The organism is Acinetobacter sp. Swhac1 (genome assembly GCF_013390985.1).
Taxonomy (GTDB): domain Bacteria; phylum Pseudomonadota; class Gammaproteobacteria; order Pseudomonadales; family Moraxellaceae; genus Acinetobacter; species Acinetobacter towneri.
Genome location: NZ_JACASN010000017.1, coordinates 1 through 24,758 on the forward strand (window position 1 = coordinate 1; position 24,758 = coordinate 24,758).

A 24,758-nucleotide genomic window follows, 5' to 3' on the forward strand; every position below is an offset into this window, starting at 1 on the left:
TGATGCTAGATTTATTTAGCCGTCGTATCGTGGGGTGGCAAACCAGCCATCGAATAGACCGCCAGTTGGTGTGTGATACGTTTAACTATGCAATGGCTCGTCAGGGTTATCCAACTGGTGTTATGGTGCATTCACTTGCGAAGCAGTGCTTCTCAGGCTCACAGTACTGTAGTCGTGATTTTAGAGCGCTGTTACTGAAAAATGATTGTACTCAGAGTATGTCTAGACGTGGAAACTGTTGGGATAATGCAGTGACTGAAAGCTTCTTTCATACATTAAAAGGTCATGTGGTACATGGCAGTGTGTTTTCGACTCGAAAAGAAGCGAATGCTGTCTTGTTTGACTATATTGAAATTTATTACAATCGAGTCAGAAGACATTCTGCAAACGGCTGGTTAAGTCCAGAAGCCTTTGAACAGAAATATATTAAAAGTTTAGAGGGGCTGGTTGTCCACGATACTGTCTAGGATCAAACCGCATGTGCATGCCGATCGGAAATTACCTGCCGGCAGTGTTTCGTGTCATAAGCCCCATCCGTATAGACCGAATCAATTTGCTCATCTTCAGGGATCTGATCAAGTAAATCCCCCAGCACTTGTGAATCGCTGACATTATTTGTCGTCAGCTGAACCGCACGTATTTGCAGGGTTTCAGCATCAATCCCAATATGTAATTTACGCCATTGGCGACGATATTCTGGCTGATGTTTCTTACGCTTCCATTCGCCTTCACCTAAAAATTTTAACCCCGTAGAGTCGATGAGTAGATGAAGTCCATCACTGCTTTTTTGATAACGAATTGAAATGTCGATATGCTTTTGTCGTCTACAGATCGTGGAATAATCGGGTGCGGTCCAATTTAAGCCACAGAGCTTAATAAGGCTTTGAACAAAGCCTGTCTCCATGCGCAAAGAGAGCCGAAATAGAGATTTCATCATGAGGCAGCATTGAATTGCTGAATCGGAATAGGTTTGATTTCGTCCTGGTTTGCCTGTTGATTGTGCATACCATTGGGTCGCAGGGTCAAACCAGATCGAGATATTTCCTCGATTGATTAAAGCTTGATTGTAGGAGGACCAATTGGTTGTACGATAAATTTTAGGTGCGGGCTTATTCATCTAGCAATTATTGCTGAATAAGCTTTTAGCAGAGGTTTATGCAACAAAGCCGTTATTGATATTAAGATGACTGTACCTGATCTAATGTATTTAGACTTGGATTTGCATCAATTTCACGTTTTAATTTTTCTCTTAATTTTTTTTGATGATGTTTAGCTATAATAGGTATAAGAATAATATCGAGGATCACCCAGAAAATTAAAAGACCCATAAAAGTAGTACTTATAGTAGGATCAAATGTAGATGAGACAAATGGAAAAATAAATGTAAAAATTGTAAGTCCCAACATTAATAATCCAGACAGCCATCTACCTAGATACATTCTATGAATTCCTAAAATATTGAATAAAACTAATAGAATATATGCAATAGCGATAGATTTTTTTTGGTTATTGATCATCGTCTCTAATAAAATTTGCTTCTGTGTTTCATTATTCATGATAATTACCTGGTGGTGTTCTAAAAAGTATGCTTACTTAAAAAGGCGGCAACGAGGCACAATTCGGTTATATTTAAATGTGTGAAAATCGAAATAGAACTTCATTGTCCTCGATGCCAGAGTACAAGTATAAAGAAGAATGGCATTAAACGCGATGGCAAGCAAAACTACTGTTGCAAAGAATGTAATAGGCAGTTTATTGGTGATCATAATTTGACGTATTTAGACTGTCATTCAAATGCTGTAAAGCAAATTTTGTTCATGTTGGCTCGATGCTGTGGAATCCGTGATATTTCAAAAATCACAAGTTTTAGTATAGGTAAGATTCTTAAAACTTTAACACAGTCTAATTATGAAATTAAGCCAAAGCAAACTCACTATAAGTGCTTAGAAGTAGACGAGTTTTGGACATTTGTAGGCGATAAAAAGAGTAAACATTGGTTGCAATATGTTTACGATCGAAACAGTGGAGAAATCGTTGCATTTGTATGGGGTGGAAGAGATGCGATTACAGCACAAAGGTTAAAAAAGCGTATTGAAGAGTTAAACATTACCTATGATTGTATGTCGAGTGATCACTGGGAAAGTTTCATCAAAATATTTAAACCCGATCAGCAAGGTAAATTTCATACGGTAGGAATAGAAGGCAATAATTGCCGATTAAGGCACAGAATTAAACGAGCAGTAAGAAAAACCTGTTGTTTTTCAAAGAAGGTATTGAATCATGTAAAAGCTTTCAATCTTGGATTTTTTTACATTAATCATGGGTTTGTATAGTGGTGTTAAAATGATCAGCATACATTTTGAAACACCACCAGTTTTTAATACCTTAAAGGTTATGATATTATTTTAATGAGAGAAGCTCAGAGTATCTTGAGGAAGTCCTCAGTTGATATTTCTTGTTCCACGTAAAAAAACACCATTTTGATCTACTTTCATTTTTTTAATGGAAATACCTTGAAGTTTATTGATCTCGAGTAGATCTTTAAGTATTTGATCTGCAAGTTTATTCCTTCTATCATCTTCTGAATCTAAATGAATTGACATGAGTTTTTCCTGGTTTTAGATACTGTGGAAGTTTAATTATCATTCCTACAGGAAGTTTGACATTAGAGTTGGTTTGAATTTGTTTAATACGAGTATGACAATTTAAACTTCGATGATCAAATTTTCTCTAAACCCATTTTTTCCTTGCTCTTGTGGATAGCCTAAAGGATTGATCACTAATCTACATCCGTCGACTACAGCATCAACTGATGTATGCGTATGCCCTGAAATCCAAAGTTTAAAGCCTTTAACATCCAAGTCATTTATAAAATAAGGATTAAGGGCTAATGCAACAGGATGTTTACCCCAATACGGATCAAGACAGGCTAAATGAGGAGGGAAATGGGTAATGACGATTACATTGTCTAGCCCTTTAAACTGCATAATATTTTGATGATATCGTTGAAATAGTGCAATGTAGTCATCAGCTGTTATAGTTCGATTATCGTTACTTATCATGATTTGATCAAAATCATAAATAGATTGTTCAGCATCTTCTTTAAATTTTTGCAGTTCGTTAGTGGTTGTACGAGTTGAGTTGGAACGAAAGTTCGTAAACAATGTACCGCCAACAAATATTTTATCCTGTATCTTGATATGGTTGTCATCAAGCAGAGCATTTTGAGGATAATTTTCTCTTAAAAAGTCTACGACTAAATTGTAGTTTGAGCAGTAATAATCATGATTACCTAAAACAAAAATAAAGTTCTTATTCAGGTTTTTACATTTTTCTGCAAATTCAATAGCACCACTCAGGCGATTCGAAAAATCCCCAGCGTGAATAATCACGTCAGCTTCATCTAGTATAGCGTATTGAGAATTGTGGGTGTCTGATAAGATTTGCAGTTTCAATCTACTTCCTTTATTAAATCACGCTGCTCAAATATATAGAGTTTTATTCTAATCAGTTTACATCAACGAAATGTTGTATAAATTATAAGATACTCATCTGTATTCATAACCCTTAAAGAATATAGTTAATTTTTTGAATCAATTGATCAAATATTAATCATAAAATTTGACCAATTGAATTTATGCAAATAAGATAAAGATGTTACAGCAAAATCTGTGACCAGGCGTGGAAACCTGTTACTCAACGAACTAAAGAGTCGCTTTTAGTGGCTCTTTTGTGTCTACATGGCGCTTTTATGGTAAGCCAAGTAGGGCAGTCTTTGACTGGCCGTTTCGTTGAGCGGTATTTCCACACCCTATTTGGTTTGCCTCCATCTCGTGGAAAGGATGTTGGCAAACAACAATTAATCAACGAGGCTTCAAATGAAAAATTATCCCATCCCTATTTTTATTATCTCTAGCAAAAAAGTACTTTTGAATTAATCACCTGTTTTAATTCTAACAACCTACTTAAATTTTAAATTAATGACTTCATAATTTCGTAATTACACGAGATATAGAGAAGTATTGCCTAGAGAAAATAAAATGGCCCGTACTAAGCTATTAACCAATATTATTCAAAGAAAAATGATGTTGCTTGACGAAATGTCGCACTCAAATCAACACAACAACTTTGAGTTATCACTTTATGACTTCGCCAACCATGAGATCCTAGAAAAACTATATAAAGCAGACAATCAACGCTCCACAGAGTGCTGGAGCCCTGCTGAAATTCAGGAGTTTATTCTAAACTGTTTGAATGATCGTAATGTCAATTTATGCGTTCGCTATTGGAAAGATGCTGCTGGTAATATTTATATCATCGATGGTGGGCACAGGATTTCAATTATCTATGCTTGGATCAAAAGATACTTTATTGATGAGCAAGTAATAGGAGCCCCAAAATTCACGGCACCACAAAAACGAGATATTCGTCAGATTCGTAATCGATTAGGTGGATTAGCTGATTTTCAAGAGTTATGTAGCGATTCTGAGTTTCAGCAAAAATTAAAATCAACCAAAATTAATTTTATTGAAGTGATTGGGACACCTGAGGAAGCTCGAAAAGCCTTTTGTTCAATCAATTCGGATACGAAACGATTAGATCCAGATGAAGAATATCATTTACAAAATAGGGGAAGTGATGCTTTTTATGTGATTTATGCATGTTGTTATATAAACGATAATAAATCCAACTTGGCTGAACTGAATTACGAGCGGATAAATGAAGTGATCACTTTGGGTGAGCAAATTCATGATCATCTTTTTAAGATAATACTTTTAGAGCCAGATTTAACACACGGTAAAAAAATCGGCTTGGTCAATGAACTCCTGAATATCATGTTTGGTGATACTAGTCAGAATACTGTGAATATAGACCAAGGTCAGCGTGTAGAAAATTTAATGCTAAAACTTAGAGTTGTGCTGTGTCGTATCGCTACACCAGCAATTAGTATTCGGATTCCAAGTTTGGGCTTACACCCAAAACTATATTTTTATAAAGATAATCGTTTTCAAGTGACATCCTTTTTGGCCTGGTTCTCTATCGTCTGTGAAATTGAAAAAGACTGTTTTGAAATACAGAATAAAAAGATAGATTTTATTGGATTTACTCGAGCACGCCGTGGTGTTGAAAGTTTAATTGAAAAAATTCCTGTGGCGATTAAAGAAACTGTCGGTAAGTTTGGTAGCGGGATCAAATCACATGAGCGATTGAAGAACGTGTATCAGGCCTTTATCTGTATTGGACTGAATATGGATTTAGATTTTGAAGATGAAGTTTGTTTGAACACCGTCATTCTTTCGATGAGTCAATCATTTGATTATATTAATTTTAATGATTTTTACCTTGACCGTTTTGGTGGTGATTATGATGAGAGTATTGTTGATGATGTTGTGAGCTTTGTGCAATCAGTAAGATCATCAAAGAAGAAAAAACCTCTAAATTTTTCACTAGCGGCCAAAAGAAACCTGTATCAACGTGAGGAAAGGAAAACTTGGAGCTATTGCGAAGTATGTGATAGTGCTTTATACCTTGAATCGACTGAAGTAGATCATCGTGAATCGAAAGCAGAAGGTGGTTACGGTGTCTTAGAAAATGGAGCAATTATTCACCCGATATGTAATCGTTTTAAGTCAGATCGTGCTTTGGAAGAAGTAAGAGCAGATTTATTTGACTAAAAAGATAAGGGAGCAAATGCTCCCTTATTTTTTTGTTTTTTAGTAGACTGGGGTTAGTATTTAGCCTAAGCAACCAATATGAAAACAATAAACTATTACAACCAATACGCAGATCAATTTTTACAAGCCACGTTGTATGTGGATATGGAAAGCCTATACCAACCATTTTTAGCTGAGTTGCCAGATTCAGCACGCATCCTGGATTTAGGCTGTGGCTCAGGGCGTGACAGTTTGGCTTTTAAAAATAAAGGCTATCAAGTTGATGCTATCGACTATTCTGAAGTATTGGTCGAACGAGCGAGCCAACTGACTGGTATCGCTGTACAGCAGCAAAGTTTTTATGAGCTTGATATGCACGATGTTTATGATGGGGTATGGGCATGTGCCTCTTTACTACATTGTGCTCGTAATAGACTCCCTGATGTTTTAAAACGTATTCATGCTGCATTACGCCGTGGCGGTGTGTGCTATATGTCTTTTAAATATGGAACAGCAGATAGAGTAAAAGGCGGTAGGGCGTTTACTGACTTAAATGAAGAGCAGGCTCAGGAATTGTTAGACCAGTTGAATGGGGTTAGGGTATTAAAACAGTGGATTACAGTAGATCAGCGACCTGATCGACAAGAAAAATGGCTGAATGTACTTTGGAAAAAACATGCCTGACTTTATTCCTACTGCACAAGAACAACTTAAATTTCTAAAAAATATTCAGCTGATTTTACAGTCGGGTAGTTTTAGTAGCACCTATAAATTTGCATTGCTGATTAGCCTAGGCCGATTAGCTATTGAAAAAGGTGAAGATTCAGGTGAGAGTCTATCACTCGAATATACGGATATCGCTGAGAAGTTTATCGAGCTGTATTGGAAGCAAGCGGTACCCTATACCTTTAATGATGAAGGGCAGCTGATTTTAAATCAGAACAATGGTAAACAAGCTGCCATTGTGAATCGCATTATACAGCTTCGGCAAAGCTACTCTTCTTTGGGGTTATTAAGACGAGATTCATTGGTGTGGTTGAAGCTAGTTAAAGATGTCGCTCGCACTGTAAAAGACATGCCAGTCCGCTACTTGCAAAATATCAATGGTCAAAATTTTGAGTTTTTATATCAGCTTGATCGGTGTGGAAAGCAGCTCATCCTTTTGCCTCAAGTCATGTTTTGCTTACGACAGTTCAGTGAAATCATCGAAGAGCTTTGCCAGAAACGTTGGATTGACTATATCCGTAAGAACAGCAGCAATGCACCTATTTTGAATCAGTTGCCGAATCTTGAACAATTCATGTTTGAGCCGAGTCGGAACCAATTAAATGCTGTGGCTAATGTGTTGGTCGAGCTACAGGACTGTAAATGCTTCTACTGCAATAAACCGATGCGCAATGGCAATTACGCCGTTGATCATTTCATTCCATGGTCTATGTATCCCTCAGATACAGGTCATAACTTCGTGTTGGCAGATTCAAGCTGTAATTCTAAGAAAAGTAATCTACTCGCATCTGATGAGTTTTTGCATAAATGGCAGGAGCGAAATGAAGAGCAGAATTTGATTATTGTTGACCGGATATCAGTGCTCGGTTTTTTGACGGATAAAGAGCGGTCGCATAAGGTGGCTGAGTGGGCATATAATCAGGCTAGAGAAAATAATTATATATTTTTTAAAAAATAAAATTATAAATTTCAATCTCTTAAATTTTAACCAATAATTCTTTAAAAATATTACCTTGAGTACGATTGACATCGTATTAAAAAAGATCTAAATTCGAATAATGAAATATTGATCGTAATCAAAATACGACTGAAAACGTACTTGGAGGTATATATGGGTGATAAGAAGAAATTAATAGATATAGCATCTATTCAATCAGGATTGAGTGCTGCAAATCAGCGAGAGATGTCAGAGGCAAAACCAGGCTTTGTAGAAGTTGTTTGCTTAACTGGAAATAACCTATCGGAAAATGGGCTAGTGAAATTGAAAGACAGTGAGCTGAAAAAGGTTTATGTCGAGCAAAGCCGTTTGGAAGGTCATATATTGCAGGATCAAGACATTCTACTGATGGCACGAGGAACGAACTTTCGTGCAGCCCTATTGAAAGAATATCACTTGAATATTCCTAGTATTGCATCCCCGAATGTATTTGTGATTCGTTGTGGAGAGAAGATATTAGCTGAAGTACTAGTGAGTTTTATTAATAGTGGTCATGGGCAGGCATTGATGGACGAGATTGCAATTGGATCGACTGTACGCAGTTTATCTATTGCAGGTCTTAAAAATTTAGAAATCTCTATTCCTGAGATAGGACATCAAAAATTAATCACTTCTATTTTTTATGCAAATATTGAGGCTTTAACTCTTCTAGATAAGCTCAAAGTGCAACAGCTTATTGCCGTTGAAGCTAGTTTACAGCAATTGATGGTGTGAGGGGTTAAACATGAAAACGAATCAATTTGATTTAAAAGCACGTATTAAACAAAGCTTAGATGCGTTGCATCTGTTCCAAAAAGCAGAACATGCTCCTGAATTACTGACGTTAGCAGCTTATGTTTCTTTTGTTGATATCGAATTTGCTGCATCCTTCGAGAAGTTGAGTAAGGCAAAAGTAAAAGAAGAATTGCAGAAATTCTTACACCATTCTGACTTAAAGTTTGTTCATCACTTACTCTCTGATAAAGTTGAAGAGGTTGAATTTTCTATCTTAACTCGAACATTTATTGAAGCCTCTTCAGCTTATGATAACCAACAAGCATATGGCAAGGCACTTGCCCATGAGCTGCCAACCTTATTGTCTAATGAATTTTATTATGAGTTTTTTACGAGTAATGAAAATTTAGCAAACCTTGTTTTAGCGATTATTGATAGCCAACCTATTAAGCGTTTTTATGATGGGGCATGTGGTATAGGCTTAGTTGCATCGCAGTTAAATGCTGAAGAGTATTATCTACGAGATATTAATCAGTTACCGATTGCTATTGCAGAAGTAATTTTTAAATTAGCAGGTAAAAAACTGAATTGCCAACTTCAAGATTCCTTAACTGAAAACGAATTGTCCAACGAAGTTGATTTAGTTGTCACTACACCGCCATTTGGAGAACGAATTAATCCAAATGCAATAAAAACAACGCCGTATTTAAGACAACTATTTAAAGCCATGCCAACCAATGCCTCAGATAGTGCATGGATTCAGCAAGCCTTATATCAGTTAAATGATACAGGGAGAGCGTTTATCCAAGTTCCATCTGGGTGGTTGTTTCGAGGGGGCTATGATCTCGCTTTGAGAACTGAGCTTTTAGAAAATGATTGGATTGATACGATTATTTTGTTACCTAAAGGCTTTATGCAACATACCAAAATTGAAACAGTTTTGTTGGTGTTGAATAAGGGAGCAAAACAGCATGATGGGATCAAAATGATCGATATTAGTGACCATGTAAAACAGCGAACCGTTTTACGTCCTATCCTATCAGAGGAATCGATTAAACATATTGCGTCAGTATTCCATGGGCAAGATGATCCTGATATTTGTAAGATTGTGACGGTAGATGAAATTCGTTCAAAAGACATGAATTTGAGTTTCAATAAATATTTTATCAATGAAATTGAAGTCACAAGGTTTGATTTAGCGAAAGAGAAAGCGAAATTAGAAATGCTTGAACAGGAATATCAAGCAGCGAAAGTTAAGCTTAATCAGTTGTTGAGCCAAATTTAAAGGAGAGCTGTCATGTACGATACCAAGCATGTTCAAAAACGATCACAACAGCGTGGCATTACCAAAGACATGATCAACTTTACTTTAGATCATGGTGTCATCCAAGGCGATCGATGGTTCCTGAATCGTAAATTATTGAATGAGAAAATTCATGAACTTGAAGCTCAATTGAAAGTTGCTAAGCGACTCAGAGATAAAGGTGGTGTAGTTGTAGTCGCAGAGGGAGAAGCTTTGCTCACGACTTATGATTACGATAGCCGAAATATGGCGTATTAAGGTGCGGTTCAAAAGTCTCGAGCATAAGAAAGTTTTTTGAATTAATAATTGGCGACAATTTATGTCGTTAAGCGAAAAAACCGGCCATTTACTAAAGCTTATTCAAAAGTAAAATAAGTTTGAGTAAATGTAAGGTATTACAAAATATGTATTTTTAGGTTGAAATATGGATCATTCAGTTCATAACAAATTGGTTTCATTTATCTGGTCTATCGCTGATGATTGTCTTCGAGACGTCTATGTACGTGGTAAATATCGTGATGTGATTTTGCCGATGGTGGTATTACGCCGTCTGGATACTTTATTAGAGCCGACCAAAGATGCAGTACTCGAAGAAGTCCGCTACCAACAAGTCGAAATGGAACTCACCGAGTTTGATGATGAGCCACTTAAAGAAGCATCAGGCTATGTGTTCTATAATACTTCTAAATGGACATTACGTTCACTGTATACCGCGGCATCAAATAACCCTGAAATTTTACTGGCGAACTTTGAAGAATATTTGGAAGGTTTTAGCGACAACGTTAAAGAAATCATTCAATGCTTTAACCTGTACGCTCAAATCCGCCACATGTCACATAAAAATGTGCTGTTAGATGTGGTCGAGAAATTCTTATCGCCGTACATTAACTTAACCCCTGAAGATGTAGTTGATCCAGACGGCTACCGTTTACCTGCATTGACTAACTTAGGTATGGGTTATGTCTTTGAAGAATTAATTCGTAAATTTAACGAAGAAAATAACGAAGAGGCGGGTGAGCACTTTACTCCACGTGAAGTGATTGAGTTAATGACACATTTTGTCTTTGACCCAATTCAGGAAAAATTACCTTTAACCATCACTGTCTATGACCCTGCATGCGGTTCAGGTGGGATGTTGACCGAAGCACAAAACTTTATTGAAGAGCGTTATAGCGTTGAAAATGGCAACCGTGATGTGCTTTTGTATGGTAAAGAGATCAATGACGAGACGTATGCAATCTGTAAGTCAGACATGATGATTAAGGGTAATAACCCTGAAAATATTCGTGTTGGTTCAACACTGACAACAGATGAATTTGTTGGCACCAAGTTTGACTTTATGCTGTCTAACCCACCGTATGGTAAGAGCTGGGCATCTGAGCAAAAGCATATTAAAGATGGTTCAGATGTGATTGATCCACGCTTCATTGTGAAATTAAAAGATTATTGGGGCAATGAAGAAAGCTGTGATGCCACACCACGTTCAAGTGATGGTCAGCTTTTATTCCTCATGGAAATGGTCAATAAGATGAAATCGCCTGAGCATAACGGCATTGGAGGTCGTATTGCTTCAGTTCATAACGGTTCTAGCTTATTTACGGGTGATGCGGGTGGCGGTGAAAGTAATATTCGTCGTTATATCATCGAAAATGACTTATTGAATGCGATTGTACAGTTGCCAAATAACCTGTTCTATAACACAGGCATTACCACCTATATTTGGTTGTTATCGAATAACAAACCTAAGCATCGTCAAGGCAAAGTACAACTGATTGACGCAAGTTTGATGTTCCGCAAGTTGCGTAAAAACTTAGGCAATAAAAACTGTGAATTTGCCCCTGAACATATTACGGAAATTATGCAGACTTACCTTGCAAGTCAAGATGTAGAGCGTCAGCTTGATGCGCAAAATGATCCTATTGGTATCGCAAGTAAGGTGTTTGATAACCAAGATTTTGGTTATTACAAGGTCAATATTGAGCGCCCAGACCGCCGTAGTGCACAGTTTAGTGCAGAGCGTTTGCAAGGCTTACGTTTTGATAAGTCTTTGTCTGAGCCAATGGAATATATGTATAGCACTTATGGTGATGACATCTATACCGAAGCCAAGCTTGATGCTGTAAAAAAAGAAGTCTTGGCTTGGTGTGAAGATCAAGAGATTAGCCTCAACAACAAAGCCCAAGCCAAGCTGTTTGATGTGAAGCATTGGAATGCATTAAAAACAGTCTTGGACAATGCGTTTAGCATTATGCAACAGGTCGGCACAGATGAGTTTTCAGACTTTAATCTGTTTAAGAAAAAAGTCGATGAAGCGATTAAAGCGTTAAAGATTAAGCTGTCAAATTCTGAAAAGAACAACATTTCAAATGCGGTGAGTTGGTATGACGAAAATGCAGAAAAAGTGGTGAAAAAAGTTGTGAAGCTGAATGACGCTGAGCTTGCTGATTTACTTGAACACTTGGGTTGTACAGAAGCAGATTTGGCTGATTTTGGCTATTATGCAACGGCGAAAAAAGGCGAGTTCACCACCTATGAAAGCAATAGCGATTTGCGTGATAGTGAATCTGTACCGTTAAAACAGCAGATTCATCAGTATTTCTTAGATGAAGTAAAACCGCATGTGGCTGAAGCATGGATTAATCTTGATTCTGTGAAGATTGGTTATGAAATTAGCTTTAATAAATACTTCTATCAGCATAAGCCATTGCGTTCTTTAGAAGAGGTGGCTCAGGATATTTTAAGTCTTGAGAAGCAAGCCGATGGTTTGATTGCACAGATTTTGGGTCTTTAAGGGGAAGTATGATGTTTGAAAAATATGATGCTTATAAAGATTCGGGTGTGGAGTGGATTGGGGAAATTCCTAATCACTGGGAAGTAAAGAAATTAAAATATATTGGTAGCTCGATTATTGGATTAACGTATAGTCCTAATGATTTATGTTCGGTTGAGGAAGGCACCTTAGTTGCTCGATCTTCAAATATTTTTGAAGGGAAATTTGTACTTGATAAAAGTGATAACGTTTATGTCAAGTCAAAAGTTCCCTCAAAACTGTTTCTAAAAGCAGATGATATTCTTATTTGCTCTAGAAATGGCAGTAGAGATTTGATTGGTAAATGCGCGTATATTAAAGATGATTCAAATTATTCATTTGGTGCCTTTACGACAGTTTTTAGAGGACATTTCAATCACTATTTATTTTATATTTTAAATAGCGATATTTTTAAAAGGCTGTCTGGAACATTCTTAACTTCAACGATTAATCAGCTCACGATATCAAATCTAAATAGTATTTCTATTCCTCTTCCACCTGAAAGAGAAATAGACAGTATTAAAAAATTTCTGCATGAAAAGCTTTTTACAATTGATGAAGCCATTGCGATTAAAGAACAACAAATTGCTTTACTCAATGAACGTAAGCAAATTGTGATTCAAAAAGCAGTGACTCAAGGTTTAGATCCAAGTGTACCGATGAAAGATTCAGGTGTGGAATGGATTGGTCAAATTCCTGAGCATTGGAATGTCGTTAGAGCAAAGTATTTATTTAAAGAGGTGGAAGAACGATCTGTTTTTGGGAATGAGGAGTTGTTATCTGTTTCTCATTTAACAGGTGTGACACCTCGATCTGAAAAAAATGTATCGATGTTTATGGCAGAAGATTATTCAGGCTCTAAGGTATGTAAAAGACATGATTTAGTCATGAATATCATGTGGGCATGGATGGGGGCATTAGGTGTATCTGATTATGATGGTATTGTAAGTCCCTCATATGGTGTATATAGACAAAAAATAGATAATACCTTTAATCCAGAATATCTAGAGTATCTACTGAAGACGACAAAATATCTTGAACATTATAATCGTGTCTCCACGGGGCTTCATTCATCAAGATTACGTTTTTACGGGCATATGTTCTTTAATATGAAACTTGGTTTTCCAAATTTAGATGAACAAAATGAAATTATTGCGAGCATTAAAAGTCAGATTTCAAAAATTGAGCTTGCAGTCGAAAATTTAGCGAATCAAATAGAAAAGCTAAAAGAATATAAAACCACGCTCATTAACGATGCTGTGACAGGCAAAATTAAAGTGGCATAAAAAATGAAACCTAGCGAACTTCGGTTGGCTAGGTTTTTTAATATTTCGGGGGGGAATATGAGCTTATATACAGTAGACACAACCAATAAAAAACTGAAACCATTAAATGGTACAAAACTCAGCGAACAACAGCTTACTGAGCGTTATGACTTACAAGAATGGTTGGTGAGCCACCCTGAAGCATTAGGTGAGGAACTACTGATTATCCAAAAAGAATTTGATGGCTTTGATGGAACAGGCGAACGCCTAGACCTTTTGGCATTAGACACGAAAGGACAGCTTGTACTGATTGAAAACAAACGAGATGACAGTGGACGTGACGCCGTGTGGCAGGCACTCAAGTATGCCTCTTATGTAGCGCCATTTACTTCAGATGACATCGAAGACGTCTTTGCAAAATATTTAATTAAAAATAAACCTGTATATGCAGATTTGGATGATCATGCATTTGATGCCGACCAAGTCAAAAACACAGCTAAAATACTGATTGAACGCTTTTTAGAAGAACATCAGGAAATGGGTGTATCGATTACGACACTTAATCCACGTAATAGCCAGCGTATTATCTTGGTGGCGGGGGAGTTTCGTAAAGAAGTAACTAACACAGCACTGTGGTTGCTTGACCGTAAAATTGATCTGAAATGCGTCAAAGTTTCGCCATATAAACTAGACGAACAATTGTTGGTGGACATTCAGCAAATTATCCCTGTCCCTGAAGCATCGGAATATATGGTTCGACTCACGCGTAAGGAAGATGAAGAAACCATTGCCAAAGTAAAACAAGCCGATCATACCGATATACGCTACCAATATTGGGAGCAATTGCTTGCTTATTTTTCACAAAGCGAAAATTCGCTTTATAACAATATTAGCCCGAAGACTGATCATTGGTTGAGTTCAGCAACGGGTATTTCTCAATGTAACTACCATTTGATTTTATTACAGAAAGCGATACGGGTAGATATTGAGTTTGCGAGAAAGGACGCCGTGGAGAATAAACAGCTCTTTGATTTCTTCTATGAACGTAAAGACGAAATTGAGCGCAAATTTGGTCAGCCTTTAGAGTGGTTAAGATTAGATGCTAAGAAATCATCTCGGATTGAGTTTATTTTGAATACCGATGGTCATAATCAGGACTTATGGCAAAGTCATATTGCATGGCATTTGGAACATATACAAAAGCTTGAGCAAGCCTTTAAGCCATATATGAATGAAGCGTATCAAGTGATTAAGTAAGAAAACATAGATCTAAAAATTTAAAATTGAGGGTAGGTTGTGTCAGAATCACAAGCGTTGATTAAAGTAGCAGTGTGCAATGTGGCACAGTTGCTTCGTGGTGGAAATATTCAGGTTCAAGACCAAGCAGATATACAAGGTAAATTGAAGATACCTGAATATCAGCGACCATATATTTGGAATGCAGAACAACTGGATCAACTCATTACTGATATTGAAGAGCATCAGAAAAAATCGAAACGCAGTGCTTACTACTTAGGCAGTATTATCTTACATGCCAAAGATACAGAGTTGAATATTATTGATGGTCAGCAAAGGTTGACCAGTTTAACGTTATTTGGCTACTTGAATGAACAACTGCAAGATGTCACTTTAAGCTATCACTCGAGTGTGAGTGTTGAGCATATCCGACGCAATTTAGCCTATCTACACTCGATTAAAGATAAATGGGAAAAAACTATTGATCTTGAAAAGGTCGTTGTTTCATTGGTGGTTACAACATCAGAAGACGATGCTTATAAATTCTTTGAAACGCAAAATACAGGCGGTGTTCGCTTATCTGGTATCGATATTATTAAGGCATATCATCTTCGTGCGATTAATTCAGAACAACAAAAGAAACACCAAACGTTTTATGCCAAAAAATGGGAAAGCTTGGGGGAGTTTTCTGAGACGGTATGGAGATTATTATTAGGGCGATATTGGAATGTTCTCAACTTCAGAGACATCCCTTACTATAAAAACAAAGTCGCAATTAAAAATGCCATTATTGAAGAATTTTCAAAGAATACCCAAAAAGGTACAGAAGATATTGCTTATAGCCAAATCAGCACAGAGTATAACCCTGTCAATCGCTCCTCACAGATCAGCACGCCCAACAGTTACCATTTCAGACAACCATTAAATGCAGGGATTAATACCATTTCATACTTAGAATACTACAATCAGTTGTATTTAAAGTATTACCAAAACTTGGATGTAGCGTATCTAGCAGAGTATTACCAATTTACAAAGTGGTTAAAACAGCTAAAAGGATGTCATTTTTTAGCAGAGTTATATGCCATTGGCATCATGCTATATGTAAGCAAATTTGGTGAATACAAATTAGATATTTTTGCGAAAAAGTTTTTCCGTGTGGCCTATTCACCAAGAGCAACGAATAAGACTAGAGTACAAGCGGAGAGCGTACCTAAACTGCTCAAAGATAATCAACTATTAGATCATTTGGTGATGGCTTATCGACCCGAAGATTCTTTTAAACATTTAGATAGTTTGAATTTTGTGGTTACGGAGTATGATCTGGATGAGACTAAAAAGTCCCTCAAAAAAACCTTTATTCAAGAAACTATAAAGCACTTTGAACTGAATTTGAAAAACGAAGAAATACAACAGGGCTTTTTCGAACAGCTAACGCAGAAAATAAAGAATTTGGGGTAAGAAATGAATCAGTGTGTAGATACAGAATTATTGACGCTTCAACGTGTCGTAGAGCAAAAATATCAATTCATTATCCCGAGTTACCAACGCCCTTATGTTTGGACAAGCGATGAAATAAAACGACTATTAGAAGATATTCATTCAGCATATATACTTGAAGAACCTCATTATTATGTGGGAAGCATTCTGACGGCTCGAAGAAACATCGTATTAGGAAATGAAAATGTTGATGTACTCGAGTTGATTGATGGACAACAACGAACGACGACTCTGATGCTATTTTCTCTAGCTTGTATGAGCTTAACAGAAAAAATAACGCATCCAATACTAGGTGTCGCGAGTATTCAAAAACAACCAAGATTACATTTTGAAATTAGAGAAAATGTACAAGCTTTTTTGCAAGAACATTCTGGATTGGCCAAGGTTATGGCAAAGCATGTATTCAATGCCCAAGAAGATGAATATCTTGAAAAAATTGAACAAGGCTTAGTTGTTATTCGTCAGTATTTAGAATCACTGAAAAATCAAGGTGTTTTAATTGGATATCTAGATTATGTTTACCACCATGTGACTTGGGTAAACAACATCGTCCCTACTGATACAGATTTGAATAAGATATTTACCAGTATGAATACAGCAGGTGTTCAGTTAGAGCCTGTAGACTTGGTAAAAGCAAAAATCTTTAAAAAGATAAATACAGATAAAGTCCTTTATAGTGAAATATGGGATATCTGCCAAAATATGAATCAATATTTTGAACGATTACTCAAAGGGAAAATCAGCATAGAAAGTTGGCGAAAATTGAGCTTTGCTGATTTAGTTAAATATCAGCCATCAAAAATGGCTTTCCTCTGCTTGCGAATTTCATCTGAAGTAGAACAGCTAGATCTTTCAATTTCTAAGATATTTGATGATTTTAAATCAGACATCAATAATGAAAATATCAGCTTTCAAAAAGAGATTCAGCCGGTAGTAAAAAGCTTAGGAAATGAAGAAATTAATTATACTTTTCGTTCTTTTTTAAGTTTTGACTTATTGCTGATTCATGCCTTAAGAATTTATAAAATTAAAGCAAACTTAGGTACAGATATTCAGCAACGAATGACAGGTGCAAAACTTCAAGAAATCTTTGATGATTTTTTAGAAGAAGCAGATGAAGTTCATATTAAGGCATTTATACAGACCTTATGGCAAGTTCGTTATTTGTTTGATCGCTTTGCGGTAAGATGGATAGAAGATGAAGAGAGTCGATCAGAGGAGCTAGTATTAACCTATATATCAGCACTTGATAAAAATGACTCCTATCCAAGATCAAAACAGGAGTATTCGGCACTACAGCAATTGCAAAGCGTTTGTATTTTCACAACTGACCGTAATGCACATTATTGGCTGACGCCATATTTAATGGAACTAGTAAAAGTCTTTGAACAGCGTGGTGAAAAGGCTTGTGATGAGGAAGCATTGAGCATTCTTGAGAAAATTGACAATACACTTTCTTTAACAACGCAGACTCAGAAACAAGCGAGTTATTTGTTGGCCCAAGGGGTAGAAGTTGCAAAGGACTCTTTTGATAATATCCAAGCAAATTTAAATACTCCTCAAGGCACTGGATTTAAACATTATTGGTTTCAGAAACTTGAATACACATTATGGAAAGCGATCAAGTTCGATAATTTGATGCAATGTCGTGATCAAAAACAGTTTAAAGGCTATCGTATTAGCTCCAAGAATTCGATTGAACATATACATCCACAGAATGAAAAATATAGCTTAGGGTTAGACGACCAATATTTGCATGCTTTTGGCAATTTGGCATTGCTTAGCCCGAGTCAGAATTCAGAATATAGCAATAAACCTATTCGTGTCAAAAGAGCAGATTTCTATGAGAAGCCTATTTATGATTCATTGAAATTAAAGAACTTATTTGACCGTTTAGACAGCGAGAGTAAAGAGCTAGATATCCATACGATTATTGAACATCAGCAAGATATGCTGAATATATTGGAACAACATTATAAGGGTGAGGGTATGACATGGTCAGTTTAACTAACGAACGTGCTTTGGAAATGGCAATTGAAAAAGCGCTGACTGGAACATGCCTCGAAAATGTTAAAGCAGGTTTAACCGATATTTCTCTACCTCATCATGGCTTTGTATCGGGTTCACCTGCAAATTTTGACATGTTGTATGCCTTAGATACCCAATATTTCTGGCAGTTCTTAGAACAAACACAAGCTGATGAACTGGCAAAGATTCAAAAATTTAATCCACACGATTGGCAACGTAAAATCTATGAACGCTTTGATCGAATGATCCGTAAGCATGGGGTGATTCATCTACTGAAAAAAGGTCTCGCCGTAGATCAAGCGCATTTTCAGTTGATGTACCCAGCGCCGTTGGCAAGTAGTTCTCAGAAGATTAAAGACCGATTCAAGCAGAACATTTTCAGTGTGACTCGCCAATTACGTTACTCAAAAGCCAATCCATTACAAGAAATTGACATGGTGGTATTTGTAAATGGTATTCCGATTATTACTTTTGAACTAAAGAATGAATGGACAGGGCAGAATGCGCGTCATCATGGTCAAAAGCAATATAAACAAGATCGTGATATCACACAGCCCTTATTGAGCTTTGCTCGTTGTATTGTACATATGGCTGTCGATACCGATGAAGTCTATATGACTACGAAGTTGGCTGGAGCGAATACCTTTTTCTTACCTTTCAACAAGGGCCATAACGCAGGTGCAGGAAATCCGCCAAATGCAGAGGGGCATAAAACAGCATACCTCTGGAAAGAGCTACTTTCAAAAGAAAGTTTGGCAAATATCGTTCAGCACTTCGTACGACTAGATGGTGATGAGAAAACCTTATTAGATAAAAGGAATCTGTATTTCCCACGTTATCATCAACTCAGTGTAGTACGCCGTCTCATTCATGATGTTTCAACACGTGGCGTAGGGCAGACATATCTTATTCAACATTCCGCAGGTTCAGGTAAGTCAAACTCGATTACATGGGCAGCATTTCAGTTGATTGAAGCCTACCCAGTAGAAAAAGACATTGCAGGAAGCCGAGGGCTAGAACATCCCTTATTTGATTCAGTGATTGTGGTGACGGATCGCCGTATTCTGGATAAACAGCTTAAAGAGAACATCAAGGAATTCTCAGAAGTTAAGAATATTATGGTACATGCCCATAAGTCTTCAGAGCTGAAATCTGCTTTAGAAAATGGCAAAAAGATTATTATTACTACGATTCAAAAATTCCCTTTTATTATTGATGGAATTGCAGACTTAAGTGAAAAGCGTTTTGCTGTGATCATTGATGAGGCGCATAGCTCTCAATCGGGTGTTGCACATGACAAAATGAATGAAGTCATGGGTAAAGCCAATGAAGACAGTGATGGTGTAGATGCTCAAGATAAAATCTTAAGTGCGATGTTGGCACGTAAGATGAAAGGCAATGCATCCTATTTTGCTTTTACTGCAACGCCAAAAAACACGACTTTAGAAAAGTTTGGTGAAAAGCAAGCAGATGGTTCCTTTAAACCTTTTGATCTGTATTCGATGAAACAGGCAATCGAAGAAGGGTTTATTTTAGATGTCTTGTCAAATTACACGACATATAAGAGCTTCTATGAAATTGAGAAGTCTATTCTAGACAATCCGTTATTCGATACTAAAAAAGCGCAGAAAACCTTACGAAGCTATGTGGAGAAAACTCAACAGACCATTGATATCAAAGCTGAAGTGATGCTGGATCATTTTATTCAGCATGTGGTAAATACCAAGAAATTAAAAGGCAAGGCCAAAGGGATGATAGTGACTCAAAATATTGAGTCTGCAATCCGTTATTACAAAGCGATTGACCGTTTGCTTGAGCAAGCAGGGTATCCATTTAAAGCCATTATTGCTTTCTCTGGTGAGAAGAAAGTAGATGGTATTGAATATTCAGAAGCGATTCTCAATGGATTCTCTGACAACGATACCAAAGATATGTTTGATCGTGGTTATGTGGGTGACAAGAAGCCTGTAGGCGTGAATGAAGATCAGTATCGATTGCTTATTGTTGCGAACAAATACCTGACTGGTTTTGATCAGCCTAAGCTATGTACGATGTACGTTGATAAAAAGTTGGCCGATGTACTCTGCGTACAAGCGCTGTCTCGCTTAAATCGTTCTGCACCTAAATTAGGTAAGAGAACTGAAGATCTCTTTGTGCTCGATTTCTTCAATGAGATAGAAGATATCAAACAATCATTTGATCGTTTCTACACGTCGACTACGTTGTCACAAGCGACTGATATTAATGTACTCAACGAACTAAAAGATGAGTTGGATACTGTTGGAGTATATGAATCTACTGAAGTGGAAGATTTCGCTACGAAGTATTTCGATTCAGTCGATGCAGAAAAATTAAGCCCGATGATTGATATCGCCGTGGCACGTTTTGATGCTGAATTAGAACTCACTCCTGAAGATAAAGCTGACTTCAAGATCAAGGCAAAGCAATACGTGAAGATTTATGGACAGATGGCTTCAATTTTGCCATATGAAGTTCCAGCATGGGAAAAGCTGTATTGGTTCTTAAAGTTCTTGATTCCGAAACTCAAAATTGAAGATCCCGAAGCGGATGCCTTGGATGAGTTGTTAAACTCAGTTGATTTAAACTCATATGGATTACAGCGTAAAAAACTGAATGAGCAAATTGAGTTAGATGCTGAAGAGACAGTTCTAGATCCGACAAATTCGAATCCTCGTGGTGCTCATGGCGGTGAAACTGAAGAAGACCCATTAGATGAAATCATTAAAACGTTTAATGAACGCTGGTTTGGAGGTTGGGCTGCAACGCCTGAAGAGCAAAAAGTAAAATTTGTGAATATCTTAAAACAGATAAAAGAACATGCTGATTTCGAAAGTAAGTATCTGAATAATCCTGATCCGCATACTAAAGATCTAGCTTTTGACAAGATTATGAATGAAATCATGCTTCGTCAAAGAAAAATCGATATGGATATGTATAAGCATTATTCAAAAGATACTGCATTTAGAATGTCATGGAAATATAGTCTGCAACAGGGTGTTATGAGGTAATTCTTAAAATATGGGTTAAATAATGAAAATTAACCCATCTAAGCGACAATTTATGACGCCATTAGGTTTATATAGGTCATTGAATAGATTATATTATTTAATTTGAAGTAGGGAATAATAATGGGGGCATTATGGAGTTGTTAGCATCTGATATATTAGGGGAGCAATTGAGTGCTAGACATATTCTTAAGCGAATTTTTGAGTCGCGTAAACTTACTGAGCCAACAAGTCATCCCCTGTATAGCTATCATATTACCCTAGAAGAATATCAAGACCTAAAGCGTACGCTGAGATATAGCCAACAAGATCAAAAAAGCCATAAACCTGGTCGTGAATGGTGTGCAGTTTTTACACTATTTGTTTCGGAATGGTTTCGTCGAGAGTATAAAAGTGGGTGGAGTTGGGGGCCTGTATATGATGCACTGGGCTTTCAACCTTTGGATGATATTCGCTATGTGGTTCAGCAAGGCTTAGAATGTTTTTGGAAACGTCCAATCCTTAAATTTGAAGGTTCAAATCATACCAATTATTTAGGTTCTGCATTTAAAGAGGGTGGATTCCCTTCAAACCTTTTAATGGAGAAAGGTAATCATTATCAGACTGTATTTAAAAGAATTGTGGCGCAGTTTAGTCACTACAGACATTATAACCCAGAAATAAATGACCAATTGATTCAAGCGTATACTCAATATCTGCCTCAAGCATTCAAGGAACATGAAACACGAGTGCTTATTTCAGATATGGCAGAACATCTGGTTCATTTAGTTGAAACGCATGAATTAGACAATACCGATAATCCAGCAGCTTATTTATCCGTAAATTTCCCCAAGTGGAGGGAGGCATTTCCTCTACCATTAGAAAGTAGTGTTGCGGAACAGTTTTTAAATCAGTTGCTCGTTACCTCTAGTACTGAATTGAAGCAAATGAAAACAAAACAGGATGCTTTATCCTGTACGAGTTTCTTTAACCGTAATTCTAATCAAATATTAACTGAAGTTTTCCTGCCCAACTCACTAGAAATTACTTTGGAGGATGTTAAAGGAATTCCTCCTCGTGTAGAAATTGTGTTGTATGAAGCACATGAACCGTTAGCTAAACTTGGCACAGCAACGTTTATGGCAAGGCCTGAGGCTAATAAGCCAGTGAATATACGTATAGGTGCACAAACGCGCATTATTACGAGAAAGAATTATCAACATGGATTGATTTTGTCGCTACAAAATAAAGATCAGATTCTTTATCAAAAAGAATTACCTCAAACTTGTTTAGAAATCGGTAGTGTTCCTGTTGCATTTGCACAGGATGAAGGAGAGCTTTGTCCATTTATTGGGCAGGCTTCATTCAAAACAGCAGAATCGGAAATTATTTTACTCTTACCGCCATCATATCAATTTACTTCTCAGGACTGTGTCACTGGGCATTTGTCGAATGCTTTTGGCCAGCATGTTTACAAGGTAAAAGGTGATATTGAAATTATTGGTGATAATCAAGAGCAATATCAGATTCAATGCTCTAAATATCACGAAAAATCAGAACTTGTAGATCTTTTTGGTACGAAGTTTACTTGGCCTACGGTACCTGCGTTGGCTTTTTTAGGAAGACCTAAGGCACGTTATACAGAAACTGGTTTGCAGTCAAAAAATGATAGTTTAGCTATTTATGCAGAACAAAAGCTTTTAACTCATCATGTAGGTTCTAGTGGATATGGTGTAAAGACTTTAACTATTAAAAATACCGCACAAAATGTGGTATTGCGGCGTAAGGTTGTAATTTTTCCTGAAGACCTAAAAATTGAATTGTTGGCAGGAGATACCCCTAATGAAGCAGATATTCGTCTTCTAACCAAAAGTAATATCATTTGTTTAGGAATCACTGCTGATCATCAAGCAGTGAGCTTTAAGGCGCGTAAACTGAATGATGATATACATGGGCAATATGGTTATGAATATCATCTAAAATGCAATGAGCATCCACCTGAAAATATCAAACTTAATTTGATGCTGAATTTGGGAGATCAAGTAGATTTATTACTACCATTTCCGTCACATGGTGCAACGCTCTATAACGGGAATCACCAGCCGATTAAACAAAAAATATTAACTGTAGATGATTTGCTCGGTTCAAGATTATGTCTATATGCACCAGAAAATAAGCCGACCAATTTTCGGATGACAATCAGGCTAAAAAGTAGTCATATCCGTGATATTGATGCCCCTTACTACAACTGGAAGTTTTTGGTGAGTGGAAAACCACATCAAGAATCACTTATTCATTATCGAGCTGAAATAGAAGAATTATTGGCATTAACAAAAGATTTAGATGCACGGATTATTCTCGAAGTCACTGGTGGGAAACAAGCTTTAAATTATCAGATTAAACATTATCAAACCGAGTTTGAAATAGATGAACAAGGTCATTATTTTTTAAGTGGTTTGAATCTTTCAGGTTCACAAGTGATTGATCCAGTCATCATGGTTTTAAACCAACCTGAACAGGCCGTTTTACCACTCGAACCAGTTACAACTGAAGGGGTTGAAACAGGTAAGTATAAATTACCAAGATTGAGTAATGTGGGTCCATGTTTAATTATTCCTAGAGATGAAAGATCGATTAAATTTAGACCGAAATTCATAGCGCAGCAGATAAGTGAAGATTCATTATCTTTTGAATCTGCGGATACGCTACATACTGCCGTACGTGATTATCATCCAACATTTAACCCAAATAGTATTGTAGATTTCTTAGAACTTATGGCGAGTGATTTGCAAAACTCTGGATGGCTGTATCTTTACCACTTATATTCGAAGTACAACCATTTACCGTTGGTCACATTTCAAGTGTGGAAGGATTTGGTAAGAAATCCATCATGTTTGGCACTGGCGATATGGTTACTTGATTTTGAACATGATATTTATCAACGCTTCGAACGAGAATTCGATTTAGTATGGGAATTAATCCCCGCTAAAGCTTGGAAAAATGCAATCTCTAAAACTTTTGAACTTTATGTGAGTCAAGGTATCCCTGAGGCAATTGTTAAAAAAACGCTGAAAGTGAGATATGCAAAGTTATCTCAAGACATTTCAACGCTAAATCAAAGTTTAGAAGCTTATTATTTTGATGAGCCAGTTCTAAATGGATTAACGCAGAATCAGTTGAATAATATTGTTAACGGTCATTATCTTCAGAATTTATTGAGATACCAGCCTGAAGGCGAATTGTGGCCAATGTGGTTCCAGCAACAACTCACAGCGTGGTTTGAAAAAGATAATCTAAATCTTCCATTAAAACCTATGGTCAGTTTGCCACAGCATGCATCAGTTATTCTTTTGCCAATTTATCTTGCGCTAAAAAATGTAGGTCTAACCAGTTTTGTGCTTGAAGATAAATCAAATAGTTTAACTCATCATAAGATTCGTCAGATCCGTGATTTTGACCAGTCTTGGTTTAACTCAATTTTTGAAATAACAACATCTTATTTATTAAATTTAAAGGCTCACTAA

The 24,758-nt window shown here is 36.7% G+C and carries 18 protein-coding genes and 1 pseudogene; 15 read left to right on the forward strand and 4 right to left on the reverse strand.

The window, feature by feature from the left end; translation table 11 throughout:
• A partial coding sequence (locus tag HX743_RS09810; protein ID WP_178319130.1) for a DDE-type integrase/transposase/recombinase occupies positions 1-467 on the forward strand: 467 nt, incomplete at its 5' end.
• Between the two features lie 5 nt (positions 468-472).
• Here the strand turns inward: HX743_RS09810 and HX743_RS09815 are convergent.
• Positions 473-1,117: pseudogene (locus tag HX743_RS09815) on the reverse strand (IS5 family transposase); the annotation flags it as partial.
• A 61-nt stretch (positions 1,118-1,178) separates the two neighbouring features.
• A complete protein-coding gene (locus HX743_RS09820; protein WP_178319131.1) occupies positions 1,179-1,556 on the reverse strand; it encodes a TM2 domain-containing protein in 378 nt (125 codons plus the stop codon).
• A gap of 81 nt (positions 1,557-1,637) precedes the next feature.
• On the opposite strand from HX743_RS09820, the gene HX743_RS09825 reads away from it, so the two are divergent.
• Complete coding sequence (locus HX743_RS09825) at positions 1,638-2,333, forward strand: IS1 family transposase (RefSeq protein ID WP_178319132.1); 696 nt, start codon at positions 1,638-1,640, stop codon at positions 2,331-2,333.
• A gap of 108 nt (positions 2,334-2,441) precedes the next feature.
• Here HX743_RS09825 and HX743_RS09830 read toward each other — a convergent pair whose 3' ends face one another.
• Both HX743_RS09830 and HX743_RS09835 read right to left on the reverse strand, forming a co-directional pair.
• A complete protein-coding gene (locus tag HX743_RS09830; protein ID WP_234113698.1) occupies positions 2,442-2,603 on the reverse strand; it encodes a hypothetical protein in 162 nt (53 codons plus the stop codon).
• Between the two features lie 102 nt (positions 2,604-2,705).
• Positions 2,706-3,455 carry a metallophosphoesterase gene (locus HX743_RS09835; RefSeq protein ID WP_178319133.1) on the reverse strand — a complete coding sequence of 250 codons (750 nt, stop codon included), beginning with the start codon at positions 3,453-3,455 and terminating at the stop codon, positions 2,706-2,708.
• 585 nt (positions 3,456-4,040) lie between these two features.
• Between HX743_RS09835 and HX743_RS09840 the strand changes: the two genes are divergently transcribed.
• The 13 genes from HX743_RS09840 (at position 4,041) to HX743_RS09900 (ending at position 24,758) form a co-directional block, all read left to right on the forward strand.
• Positions 4,041-5,675, forward strand: coding sequence for an HNH endonuclease (locus tag HX743_RS09840; RefSeq protein ID WP_178319134.1), 1,635 nt, complete (start codon positions 4,041-4,043; stop codon positions 5,673-5,675).
• Positions 5,676-5,753: 78 nt separating this feature from the next.
• On the forward strand, positions 5,754-6,338 hold the full coding sequence (locus tag HX743_RS09845; protein WP_178319135.1) for a class I SAM-dependent methyltransferase: 585 nt from the start codon (positions 5,754-5,756) through the stop codon (positions 6,336-6,338).
• Positions 6,331-7,338, forward strand: coding sequence for an HNH endonuclease domain-containing protein (locus HX743_RS09850; protein WP_178319136.1), 1,008 nt, complete (start codon positions 6,331-6,333; stop codon positions 7,336-7,338). Before HX743_RS09845 ends, HX743_RS09850 begins: the two co-directional genes overlap by 8 nt.
• Before the next feature lie 153 nt (positions 7,339-7,491).
• On the forward strand, positions 7,492-8,091 hold the full coding sequence (locus HX743_RS09855; RefSeq protein WP_168418603.1) for a restriction endonuclease subunit S: 600 nt from the start codon (positions 7,492-7,494) through the stop codon (positions 8,089-8,091).
• Between the two features lie 10 nt (positions 8,092-8,101).
• The gene (locus HX743_RS09860; protein WP_168418602.1) at positions 8,102-9,376 is read left to right on the forward strand and encodes an N-6 DNA methylase; all 1,275 of its coding nucleotides are present in this window, start codon (positions 8,102-8,104) and stop codon (positions 9,374-9,376) included.
• Between the two features lie 12 nt (positions 9,377-9,388).
• Positions 9,389-9,652, forward strand: coding sequence for a DUF4258 domain-containing protein (locus HX743_RS09865; protein WP_178319137.1), 264 nt, complete (start codon positions 9,389-9,391; stop codon positions 9,650-9,652).
• A 166-nt stretch (positions 9,653-9,818) separates the two neighbouring features.
• Positions 9,819-12,185 (forward strand): class I SAM-dependent DNA methyltransferase, encoded by a 2,367-nt coding sequence (locus tag HX743_RS09870; protein ID WP_178319138.1) that lies wholly within the window; start codon positions 9,819-9,821, stop codon positions 12,183-12,185.
• Positions 12,186-12,196: 11 nt separating this feature from the next.
• Complete coding sequence (locus HX743_RS09875) at positions 12,197-13,489, forward strand: restriction endonuclease subunit S (RefSeq protein WP_218618933.1); 1,293 nt, start codon at positions 12,197-12,199, stop codon at positions 13,487-13,489.
• A gap of 57 nt (positions 13,490-13,546) precedes the next feature.
• Positions 13,547-14,725, forward strand: coding sequence for a DUF4268 domain-containing protein (locus tag HX743_RS09880; protein ID WP_178319140.1), 1,179 nt, complete (start codon positions 13,547-13,549; stop codon positions 14,723-14,725).
• A 39-nt stretch (positions 14,726-14,764) separates the two neighbouring features.
• Positions 14,765-16,162: a DUF262 domain-containing protein gene (locus tag HX743_RS09885; protein ID WP_178319141.1), complete on the forward strand. Its 1,398-nt coding sequence runs from the start codon at positions 14,765-14,767 to the stop codon at positions 16,160-16,162.
• Between the two features lie 3 nt (positions 16,163-16,165).
• A complete protein-coding gene (locus HX743_RS09890; protein ID WP_178319142.1) occupies positions 16,166-18,208 on the forward strand; it encodes a DUF262 domain-containing protein in 2,043 nt (680 codons plus the stop codon).
• A complete protein-coding gene (locus HX743_RS09895) occupies positions 18,196-21,258 on the forward strand; it encodes a type I restriction endonuclease subunit R (RefSeq protein WP_178319143.1) in 3,063 nt (1,020 codons plus the stop codon). Before HX743_RS09890 ends, HX743_RS09895 begins: the two co-directional genes overlap by 13 nt.
• A gap of 131 nt (positions 21,259-21,389) precedes the next feature.
• A complete protein-coding gene (locus HX743_RS09900; protein ID WP_178319144.1) occupies positions 21,390-24,758 on the forward strand; it encodes an STY4851/ECs_5259 family protein in 3,369 nt (1,122 codons plus the stop codon).